This window comes from Janibacter sp. CFPM2_SD2 (assembly GCF_057364645.1).
The window spans coordinates 1-10,047 of the sequence record NZ_JBNFOF010000112.1; the positions used below are offsets into that span (position 1 = coordinate 1).

8 protein-coding genes and 3 pseudogenes are annotated in these 10,047 nt (G+C 73.4%); 6 read left to right on the plus strand and 5 right to left on the minus strand.

Features of this window, described 5'->3' with window-relative positions:
• A partial coding sequence (locus tag AC2W7J_RS11250) for a DEAD/DEAH box helicase (RefSeq protein WP_485982459.1) occupies positions 1 to 2,149 on the minus strand: 2,149 nt, incomplete at its 3' end.
• A gap of 46 nt (positions 2,150 to 2,195) precedes the next feature.
• Here AC2W7J_RS11250 and AC2W7J_RS11255 point away from each other — a divergent pair.
• From AC2W7J_RS11255 to AC2W7J_RS11280, 6 genes and pseudogenes are all read left to right on the plus strand, one after another.
• The gene (locus AC2W7J_RS11255; protein ID WP_485982461.1) at positions 2,196 to 3,173 is read left to right on the plus strand and encodes a GNAT family N-acetyltransferase; all 978 of its coding nucleotides are present in this window, start codon (positions 2,196 to 2,198) and stop codon (positions 3,171 to 3,173) included.
• Complete coding sequence (locus tag AC2W7J_RS11260) at positions 3,170 to 3,661, plus strand: hypothetical protein (RefSeq protein ID WP_485982463.1); 492 nt, start codon at positions 3,170 to 3,172, stop codon at positions 3,659 to 3,661. Before AC2W7J_RS11255 ends, AC2W7J_RS11260 begins: the two co-directional genes overlap by 4 nt.
• 125 nt (positions 3,662 to 3,786) lie before the next feature.
• Positions 3,787 to 5,008: pseudogene (locus AC2W7J_RS11265) on the plus strand (uracil-xanthine permease family protein).
• A gap of 9 nt (positions 5,009 to 5,017) precedes the next feature.
• Positions 5,018 to 5,434, plus strand: a complete 417-nt coding sequence (locus AC2W7J_RS11270; RefSeq protein WP_485982465.1) for a hypothetical protein — start codon at positions 5,018 to 5,020, stop codon at positions 5,432 to 5,434.
• Complete coding sequence (locus AC2W7J_RS11275; protein WP_485982467.1) at positions 5,434 to 6,897, plus strand: sensor histidine kinase; 1,464 nt, start codon at positions 5,434 to 5,436, stop codon at positions 6,895 to 6,897. Before AC2W7J_RS11270 ends, AC2W7J_RS11275 begins: the two co-directional genes overlap by 1 nt.
• Positions 6,894 to 7,538: pseudogene (locus tag AC2W7J_RS11280) on the plus strand (response regulator transcription factor); the annotation flags it as partial. The gene AC2W7J_RS11275 and the pseudogene AC2W7J_RS11280, both read left to right, overlap by 4 nt.
• 57 nt (positions 7,539 to 7,595) lie before the next feature.
• Here the strand turns inward: AC2W7J_RS11280 and AC2W7J_RS11285 are convergent.
• The 4 genes and pseudogenes from AC2W7J_RS11285 to AC2W7J_RS11300 all read right to left on the minus strand — a co-directional run.
• Positions 7,596 to 8,267, minus strand: a complete 672-nt coding sequence (locus AC2W7J_RS11285; RefSeq protein ID WP_485982469.1) for a response regulator — start codon at positions 8,265 to 8,267, stop codon at positions 7,596 to 7,598.
• On the minus strand, positions 8,264 to 8,479 hold the full coding sequence (locus AC2W7J_RS11290) for an ATP-binding protein (protein ID WP_485982471.1): 216 nt from the start codon (positions 8,477 to 8,479) through the stop codon (positions 8,264 to 8,266). The genes AC2W7J_RS11285 and AC2W7J_RS11290 overlap by 4 nt, the downstream gene beginning before the upstream one ends.
• 280 nt (positions 8,480 to 8,759) lie before the next feature.
• Positions 8,760 to 9,053 (minus strand): annotated as a pseudogene (locus AC2W7J_RS11295) (histidine kinase); the annotation flags it as partial.
• 422 nt (positions 9,054 to 9,475) lie between these two features.
• A partial coding sequence (locus tag AC2W7J_RS11300) for an MMPL family transporter (protein ID WP_485982473.1) occupies positions 9,476 to 10,047 on the minus strand: 572 nt, incomplete at its 5' end.

The window sequence follows — 10,047 nt, forward strand, 5'->3', positions numbered from 1 at the left end:
CCGACAGCGGTCGCGGCGGCGGGGCCGCCTCGCGGTCCTCGGCGAGTCGCGCGGCGGCGTCCGGGTCGGCCAGGGCCTCCCACTCGTCGAGCAGCGAGGAGTCGGTCTGGCGCACCGTCTCGCCGAGCCACTCGACGATCTCGCGCAGCTCGGGGGAGGAGTGCGCCTCCGGCACGGTGCGGGTGAGCGTGCGGTAGGCATCGGTGAGATAGCGCAGCACGAGCCCCTCGCGCGGGGCGAGGGTGAATCGGCGCACGAAGTCGGCGAAGGACATCCCCTCCTCCCACATGAGGCGCACGACCGACTTCGGCACGAGCGCCTCCTCAGGCAGCCACGGGTGGCTCTGCCGATAGGTCTCGAAGGCCGCGGCCAGCTCCTCGGCGAGTGGGCGCGGCCAGGTGATCTCCTCGAGCAGCCGCATCCGCTCCTCGTACTCGATGCCGTCCGCCTTCATCTCCGCGATCGCCTCGCCGCGGGCTGCGTGCTGCTGGGCGACGAGGACGGCCATCGGTGCCTCGAGCACGGCCTCGATCGTCGAGACGACGTCGAGGGCGTGGGTGGGGGAGTCGGGGTCGAGCAGGTCGAGCGCCGCCAGCGCGAAGGGGGCGAGCGGCTGGTTGAGCGCGAAGTCCGGGGGCAGGTCGAGCGTCAGCGCGACGGTCCGCCCGGTCGCGTCCGGCTCCGGGAGACGCTCCAGCACACCGGAGTCGAGCAGGCTGCGCCCCAGACGGATCGCTCGTCGGGCGAGGCGAGCCCTCCCCTTCGCGTCCTCGTGGTTGTCCCTCGTGAGCCGGGAGAGCGCGGTGACCGGGTCGCCGGGGCGGGCGACGACGTTGAGGATCGTCGAGTTGTCGACCTTCATCCGGGACCGGAGGGTCTCGGGGGCATTGGTCGTCAGCTTGGTGAAGGTGTCCTCGGTCCACACGACGAAGCCCTCCGGGGGCTTCTTGCGCTGGACCTTCTTGCGCTTCTTCTCGTCGTCGCCCGCCTTGAGCAGCGCCCGGTGGTTGTCGATGACGTGCTCGGGGGCCTGGACGACGACGTAGCCCTCGGTGTCGTAGCCGGCGCGGCCGGCCCGCCCGGCGATCTGGAGGAACTCGCGCACCCGCAGCACGCGGTGGCGCGAGCCGTCGAACTTCGTCAGCGAGGTGAAGAGGACGGTGCGGATCGGGACGTTGATGCCCACACCGAGGGTGTCGGTGCCGCAGATGACCTTGAGCAGGCCCTCCTGCGCGAGCTGCTCGACGAGCCGGCGGTAGCGCGGCAGCATGCCGGCGTGGTGCACGCCGACGCCACGACGCAGCATCCCGCCGAGGGTGCGGCCGAATCCGGCGGAGAAGCGGAAGCCGGCGAGCCGGTCGGCGATCGCCGCCTTCTCGTCCTTGTCGAGCAGCTTGAGGGTCTGCACGAGCCGGGCGTGCTCGGCGGCATTGGCCTGGGTCTGGTGCACGACGTAGACCGGCGCGCGGCGCCACTCGAGGATCTCCTCGATCGTCTCCTGCAGCGGGGTGAGGGCCCAGCGGAAGGTCAGCGGCACGGGCCGCTCGGCGTCCTTGACGACGACGACGTCGCGCCCGGTGCGCTCGGCGAGGTCCTCCTCGATGGCCTTGGTGTCGCCGAGGGTCGCCGACATGAGCAGCATCTGCGCCTGCGGCAGCTCGAGCAGCGGGACCTGCCAGGCCCAGCCGCGCTCCGGCTCGGCGTAGTAGTGGAACTCGTCCATGACGACGAAGGCGACGTCGGCCTCGCGGCCCTCGCGCAGCGCGAGGTTGGCGAGCACCTCGGCGGTGCAGACGATGACCGGGGCGTCGGCGTTGACCGACGCGTCGCCGGTGAGCATGCCGACGTTGTCGGCGCCGAAGGTCGCGCAGAGGTCGAAGAACTTCTCCGAGACGAGGGCCTTGATCGGCGCGGTGTAGAAGGCGACCTCGTCCTTGGCCATCGCGTGGGCGATGGCCCCGGTCGCGACGAGGGACTTGCCGGAGCCGGTGGGCGTGGCGAGGACGACGTGGTCGTCGCCGAGGAGCGCGAGCAGCGCCTCCTCCTGATGCGGGTAGAGCGTCAGGCCGCGATCGGCCGTCCATGCCTGGAAGCGCTCGAAGAGCTCGTCGGGGTCGGTGCCGACGGGCACGGAGAGCGGATCAGTCATCTGCCCATCGTCCCAGCGCGGTGAACGGGGTGTCACCATGGGGTCCGTGACCGCCCCTCGCACCATCACCTCAGACGACCTCAGCCTGCTCCCGCCCGTCGAGGACGACGCCGCTCTCGTCGCCGAGCTCATGGGGCTCCCGGCCGACGCCGGCCGGCCCGCCGAGATCGTGCGGGCCTGGCGCGAGCACTGGGAGGAGCACGGCTACGGCACGTGGATCATCAGCGGTCCCGCCGGCCGCGCCGTCGGCTTCGTCGGGCTGCGGGCGCACACCGACTTCATCCGCGTGACGATCCGCGTCGTCGACGGCGAAGGGGGTGACGAGCTGGCCTCCCGGGCGCTGCGGCTCGTCGTCGCGTACGCCCTCGAGTGGCTGCCGGAGCTGCCGCTGCGGCTGCGGGTCGCGCCGGAGGACGTCGGCACCCGCTTCGTCGCCGAGTCCGCGGGCATGGAGCACGCGCCCGACCTCGACCACGTCACCGGGGAGGACGAGTGGCTCGTCCTCGAGCTGCCCTGGGTGCGCGTCACCGATCGCATCCCCGCGCGGGCGCGCGAGGCGATGCTGCGCATGTGGGTGCGGGTCAACGACGCCGGGGGAGCGGTCGGCTTCCTGCCCGGGGCGAGCGAGGACGAGGTCGCGGCCGTCCTCGACGGCTACGCCGAGCGTCTCGAGCGCGGCTCCGCCACCCTCGTGGCGCTCAACTCCCCGGGCGGCGACCTGCTCGGCTTCGGCTTCGTCGCCCGCCCGTCGGGGGCGACCGTCGCCCACACCGCCAACCTCGAGCGGATCATGACCGACCCCGACCGCCGGGGGACCAACCACGGCGCCCTGCTCATGGCCGGCCTGCACCGGGCGGCCCGTGACGCGGGCGTCGAGGTGGCCACCCTCGACTACCGGGGTGGGACCGGGCTGGGCGAGTTCTACACCCGCTACGGCTACACCGAGGTCGGGCGCGTGCCCGGCGCCGTGCGGGTCGGCCCCGACGACGACCGTGACGGCGTCATCATGGCCCGCTCGCTGTGAGCGGGCTCGAGCCCTTCGGCCCGGGCAGCGCCTGGCTGGCCGTCCGCGACCGGACGCAGGCCGATGTCGCCGAGGCCCTCGGGCTGACCGACGGACGAGCTGCCGACCCGGGTGATGCCGCCGCGGCCGGGACCCGCACCGTCATCCTCCCGCCCCTGCCCGGCGTCGGCGGGAGCTGGACCCTCGCCGTGGGCGACCGGCTCGCGCGGACCTCGCCGCGCCGCCTCGAGACGCTCGCGGCGATGCTCGGCACCGAGGTGCAGCTCCACGACGCCCCTGGCCGCCGACGACGCACCCGAGGTCCTGCGCCGCGCGGCCGCGGGCAGCATCGACCCGTCGACCCTCGCGGGGCCCTACCGGGGCAACGTCCTGCTCTTCGACGACGTCGACGAGGGGCCGCCGCCGCGGGAGCAGGTCAAGACGCCCTCGCGCACCCCGTGGCTGTGGACCAGGCTGACCCGGCGCAGGGCTACGATCGCCCCTCGTGACGACATCTGACCCGACCCGGCCCCCCGCCCCCTTCGGCCTCGGCTGGACCGTCCACGGTGACGGTCGCGAGGTGCGGCCCGGTGAGGTCGTGCGGCCCGGCGAGCGCCTGTCCTGGCCCCGCACGATCGGTCTCGGCGCGCAGCACGTCGTCGCGATGTTCGGCGCGACCTTCCTCGTGCCCCTCATCACCGGGCTGCCGCCGGCGACGACCCTCTTCTTCAGCGGCATCGGCACGATGCTCTTCCTGCTCATCACCGCGGGGCGGGTGCCGAGCTACCTCGGCAGCTCCTTCGCCTTCATCGCACCGCTGGCCGCGGCGTCGAAGAGCCACGACATGCCCACCGCTCTCGGCGGCGTCGTCATGGCCGGCCTCGCGCTCGCGCTCATCGGAGTCGTCGTCCAGATGGCCGGCGACCGGTGGCTGCGGGCGCTCATGCCGCCGGTCGTCACCGGCGCGATCGTCGCGCTCATCGGGCTCAACCTCGCGCCGAGCGCCAAGGTCAACTTCATGAAGTCCCCGGTGACCGCCCTCGTGACGGTCGTCGTCATCCTGCTCGTCACCGTCGCGACGCGGACGCTCTTCTCCCGCATCGCGATCCTCGTCGGTGTCGCCGCCGGCTACGCCACCGCGCTGCTGCGTGACGAGGTCAGCTTCGCCCGGATGCACGAGGCCGACTGGCTCGGGGCACCGGACTTCCACGCGCCCCACTTCGAGCTCGCGGTCGCCGGTCTCTTCATCCCGGTCGTCCTCGTCCTCGTGGCGGAGAACGTCGGGCACATCCGCTCGGTCGCCTCGATGACGGGGGAGGACCTCGACCCGCTGACGGGCAGGGCGCTCATCGCTGACGGCCTCGCCACGACCCTGGCCGGAGCCGGCGGTGGATCGGGCACGACGACCTACGCCGAGAACATCGGCGTCATGGCCGCCACCCGCGTCTACTCGACCGCCGCCTACTGGGTCGCCGCGCTCGTCGCGCTGCTGCTGTCCTTCTCGCCGAAGTTCGGCGAGGCCATCGCCACCGTGCCCCGGGGTCCTCGGCGGGGCGGGCGTCGTCCTCTACGGCATGATCGGCCTGCTCGGGGCGAAGATCTGGGTCGAGGCCAAGGTCGACTTCGGCAACCCGATCAACCTCATGACCGCTGCCGTGGCGCTGATCATCGGCATCGCCGACTTCACGTGGAAGGTCGGGGACCTGCAGTTCGCGGGCATCGCCCTGGGCACCGTCGCGGCGCTGCTCGGCTTCCACGTCATGCGTGGGGTCAACCTCGTGACCCGCGCCGTGCCCGACCCCTTGATGAAGGCTTCTTCATCCGACGCTCATCCGGGACTCACACCCCCTTCGTAACCTCGAGGCATGACTCCCGCACCCCGCCGCAGGCTCGGCCGGGACGGCATGCTCCTCGCGGTCATGCTGTCCGTGCCGGTGCTCGTCCTGATCGGATTCCGCGTGGCCGCGGCGCCGGCGGACCCCCCGCCGGTCGAGGAACGTCCGCTGCAGCTGACGACCGACGGCACCTCGTCGACGCCCACCCCGTCGTCGACCAGCACGGGGCCGACCAGCACGTCCTCGACCAGCACGCCGACGAGCAGCTCGACCTCCGACCCCACGTCCACCACGACCACCCGGCCGTCGACCAGCGCGAGCACGCGCCCCACGTGGACCCCCACGCCGTCGTGGACCTCGCGCACCGATGCGCCGGCGCCCACCTACGACGATGATGACGACGGTGACGACGACGGCGCGGACGACGACGAGTACGACGATGACTGATGGCGGCTGAGCGCGGCCGTCCACGGCTGGCCCGCGACACCATCGTCGGCTGGATGGTGCTCGTGCTCTTCGTCAGCCTGCTGTCCGTCGTCGTCGTCGTGCGCGAAAGCCTGCACGTGTCGGTCACGGAGCGGGCCAACGCCGACGTGACCCAGGAGATCGAGGAGTTCCGCACCTTCACCCGCACCGGCGTCGACCCCGAGACCTCTCGTCCCTTCACGACGGCGGAACGGCTGCTCACCGTCTACCTCTCCCGGCAGCGGCCGGGCAGCGGCGAGGTCATCGTCGGCTACGTCGGGGAGTCGGGCGTCGTGACGACCTCCTACGGCGCCGGGGCGCCGGACGTCGACGAGTACGACCTCACCCGGGACCCGGCCGTGCTGCGCGCGGCCGAGCAGGGGACCTCGGGCACCCTCGACACCCCCGCCGGCGAGATGCGCTGGGCCCGCACCGTCGTCGACGTGCGGGGCGGCGACGACGCGATGCTGCTCGTCGCGGTCTTCACCGGGGAGGGCGCGGCCGAGGCCGACCGCACGGTGCGCATGCTCACCCTCGTCTCGCTCGGGACCCTGCTCCTCGCGGGCGTCATCTCGTGGCTCGTCGCCGGGCGGATCCTGCGGCCGGTGCGGCAGGTGCAGGAGGCGGCCGCCGAGATCACCGAGCACGACCGCACCCGACGGATCACCGTGGGCGATGACGACGTGTCGGGTCTGGCGGCGACCTTCAACCGCATGCTCGACCGGCTCGAGGAGGCCTTCCGCGCGGAGCAGCGCTTCGTCGACGACGCCGGCCACGAGCTGCGCACGCCGATCACCGTGATCCGCGGTCACCTCGAGCTCATGGACGACGACCCGGCGTCGCGGGAGGTGACGATGCGCATCGTCACCCAGGAGCTGGACCGGATGAGTCGGATCGTCACCGACCTGCTCGCCCTGGCCAAGGCCGACCGACCGGACTTCGTGCGGCTCGGCGAGGAGGTCGACCTGCCGACGCTGACCATCTCGCTCGAGGCCAAGGTCTCGGCCCTCGCCGACCGCAGCTGGCGGCTCGCCCACGTCGCCGAGGGTACGGCGCGGCTCGACACCCAGCGCGTCACCCAGGCCGTGCTCCAGCTGGCGTACAACGCGGTGCAGCACACCGGCGACGGCGATGCGATCACCCTCTCCTCGGACGTCGTCGTCGACCCCGAGCTCGGTCCGGCGCTGACGATCAGCGTGGCCGACACCGGGCCCGGCGTGCCGGTCGCCGAGCGGGAGCACATCTTCGAGCGCTTCGCCCACGGCGAGCCCCCGGACGGTCGGCGGCACAGCGGCGCCGGCCTCGGGCTGTCGATCGTCCGAGCCATCGCCGAGGGCCACGGCGGGCGGGTCGACGTCGGCGGCACGCCCGGCGAGGGTGCGGTCTTCACCCTCGTGCTCCCCACCCACACCCACGTCACCCACGACCACCCGGAGGAGACATGAGCGCCATCCTCATCGCCGAGGACCACGACGAGATCGCCAGCTTCATCGACAAGGGGCTGCGCGCGAGCGGCTACCGCACGACGATCGTCGGCGACGGTCGGCAGGCCTGGGCGCTCGCCTCGACCGGGGCCTTCGACCTGCTCGTGCTCGACGTCGGCCTGCCCGGGCTCGACGGCTTCGAGGTGCTGCGCCGGCTGCGCGGCGACGACGTCGACCTGCCCGTCATCATCCTCACGGCACGCGACGGGGTCGACGACACCGTCGCCGGTCTCGAGGGCGGGGCCAACGACTACATGACCAAGCCCTTCCAGTTCGCCGAGCTGCTCGCCCGCGTCCGGCTGCGGCTGCGCGAGGGCGGGGCGGCTCCGGCCGACGACGGGGCGCTCGTCGCGGGCGACCTGAGCCTCGACGTCCGCCGACGCACCGCGCGCGTCGCCGGCCGTGAGGTGGAGCTGACGGCCCGCGAGTTCTCCCTGCTCGAGGCCTTCGTCGAGCACGTCGAGCAGGTGCTCTCCCGAGAGCAGCTGCTCGGCATGGTGTGGGACATGGACTTCGACCCGGGGTCCAATGTCGTCGACGTCTTCGTCCGCTCGCTGCGGGCGAAGATCGGGGCCGAGCGGATCACCACGGTCCGCGGGGTCGGCTACCGACTGCGGGCCGAGGCCCGGGGGCGGCGCCGGCGACCCAGCGGCACGCGACTAGCTCAGCAGCCCGTCCTCACGCGCCCGCGCCACGGCGGCGGTGCGCGAGTCGACGTCGAGCTTGGTGTAGACGTGCACGAGGTGCGTCTTGACCGTCGCCTCCGAGATGACGAGGGCACGGGCGATCTCGCGGTTGGACATGCCCTGCGCGACGGCGCCGAGGATCTCGACCTCGCGGGCGGACAGGTCTGCCTGCGGGCGGGAGATGCGCGCGACGACCCGCTGGGCGAGGTCGGGGGACAGGACCGTCTGGCCGCTCGCGGCACGGGCCACGGCGTCGGTGATGACGGCTGGGTCGGCGTCCTTGAGCAGGTAGCCCGCAGCACCCGCCTCGACCGCCCGCACGATGTCACGGTCGGTGTCATAGGTCGTCAGCACGAGCACCGCCGGCGCGGGTCGCCGGGCGCGCACCGCCTCGGTGACCCCGACGCCGTCGAGACCGGCGCCCAGGCGCAGGTCGGTGACGACGACGTCGGGCAGCTCGCGGGAAGCGGCGACCACGCCCTCCTCGCCGGTGCCGACGTCGGCGACGACCGTGATCCGGGGGTCCTGCCCGAGCAGGGCGACGACGCCCATGCGGGTCACCGGGTGGTCCTCGACGACGACCACCCGCACCGGGTGGCCATCTCCGCCGGTCGTGCCCGTCGCCCCGACGATCGCCTCGCTCATCGCTCCTCCACCGGTCGTCCGATCTCCACCCAGCCCGACACGGCGGTGCCCTCGCCGGGCGCCGACTCGACGGACAGGCCGCCGCCGAGCTCACGCAGCCGGGCGCGGGTCGCGCGCAGGCCGTATCCCCCTTCGCCGCTCGTGGGGGAGGGCTGGTCCCACCAGCCCTGCGGGTCGAAGCCGACCCCGTCGTCGACGACGTCGACCCGCACGGTCGTGCCGGCCTCCTCGAGGCTGACGGTGACCGTGTGCGCGGCGCGTGGGTCCGGACATTGGCCAGGGCCCCCTGGACCAGCCGCAGCAGGGCGACCTCGACGGTCGTCGGGACCGCCGGCAGCGTCGGCGACGCGGTGACGGTCGCGGCCACGCCGGTCTCGTCGGCGAAGCGCTCGGCGACCCGCCGCACGGCCGCCGGCAGGCTGCCCTCGTCGAGGTCGCCGGGGCGAGCGCCCCGACGATGCGGCGCGACTCCTCGAGGCCCTGGGCCGCGCCCGACTCGATGTGCTCGAGCAGCTGCGACCGCCGGTCGGTGTCGCTCTCGGCCCGGGCGGCGCGGGCGAGCAGGAGCAGCGAGCTGAAGCCCTGGGCGATGCCGTCGTGGATGTCGCGGGAGAGCCGGGTGCGCTCGCTCGTCACGCCCTGCGCGCGCTGCACGCGGGCCAGCTCGTCGGTGAGGGCGGCGCTCTCCTCCTGCGCGGCGTAGAGCGAGGCGATGAGCCGCTGTCGCTCGATGCCGTCGCGGACGAGCGCCTGCTGCGCCTTGGCCACGCCGAGGGCGACGACCATGCCGATGAAGGGCCCGATGATCGCCGCGAAGGAGGCCTGCCCGCTCTGCCGCACCGGCTCGAGCGCGACGACGACGAAGACGAGCAGCGAGGTGACCACGGCCGGCAGCAGCGGCAGCACGTGACCGGCGAGGAGCCAGAGGGGGAAGGCGAGCCAGACGTTCTCGGGGGAGACGAGCACGAGCAGGCCCCAGAGGAGGACGAGTCCGACGAACCAGCCGGTGCCGTCACGGCCGAGCCGGGCCAGGCGGGGACCGACGGCGTACCAGCCGGCGAAGAGCGCCAGGGCCCCGATCTCGGCGAGCGGGTGCGTGCCGTCCGCGACGGCACGCACCGCGCAGACGACGGCGAGCACTGCGAGCAGGGCGTGCTGGCCCAGCCGCAGCCACCGGCTCGTGCCCGTGGGGTCGCTCGTGCTGCTCGTCACGGGCGCGACGCTACCCGCCCGGGCCACCAGAAGCGCTCGCCGAGCAGGGCGGTGGCGGCGGGCACGACGAGGGTGCGCACGACGAGCGTGTCGAGCAGGACCCCGAGGCCGACGACGAGGCCGAGCTGGCCGAGGACGACGAGCGGCAGCACGCCCAGCGCCGCGAAGACGGCGGCGAGGACGACACCCGCGCTCGTGATGACCGCGCCGGTATGGGCGACCGCCCGGGCGCCGCCCTCGCGGGTGCCGTGGTCGGCGGCCTCGGCACGCGCCCGGTGCATGAGGAAGATCGTGTAGTCGATGCCCAGCGCCACGAGGAAGAGGAAGGCGACGAGCGGGACCTGCACGTCGAGCGCCGGGTGGCCGAGCAGGTGCTCGTCGAGCCACGCGCCCAGGCCGAGGGCGGCGAGCGCGCTCAGCGCGTTGAGCGCCAGCAGGACGAGCGGACCGACGAGGGCTCGGAGCAGGACGACGAGCACGACGAGGCTGACGAGCAGCACGAGCGGGACGACCGTGCGCAGGTCGGCGTCGGCGGCCGTGCGCGCGGTCGAGCACTGGCGCACCGCCG

Bases quoted from the DNA above. Each gene is read 5' to 3' on its own strand.
- AC2W7J_RS11270 (WP_485982465.1), top strand. From the start codon at position 5,018: ATGACTCCCGCACCCCGCCGCAGGCTCGGCCGGGACGGCATGCTCCTC.
- AC2W7J_RS11275 (WP_485982467.1), top strand. From the start codon at position 5,434: ATGGCGGCTGAGCGCGGCCGTCCACGGCTGGCCCGCGACACCATCGTC.
- AC2W7J_RS11285 (WP_485982469.1), bottom strand. From the start codon at position 8,267: ATGAGCGAGGCGATCGTCGGGGCGACGGGCACGACCGGCGGAGATGGC.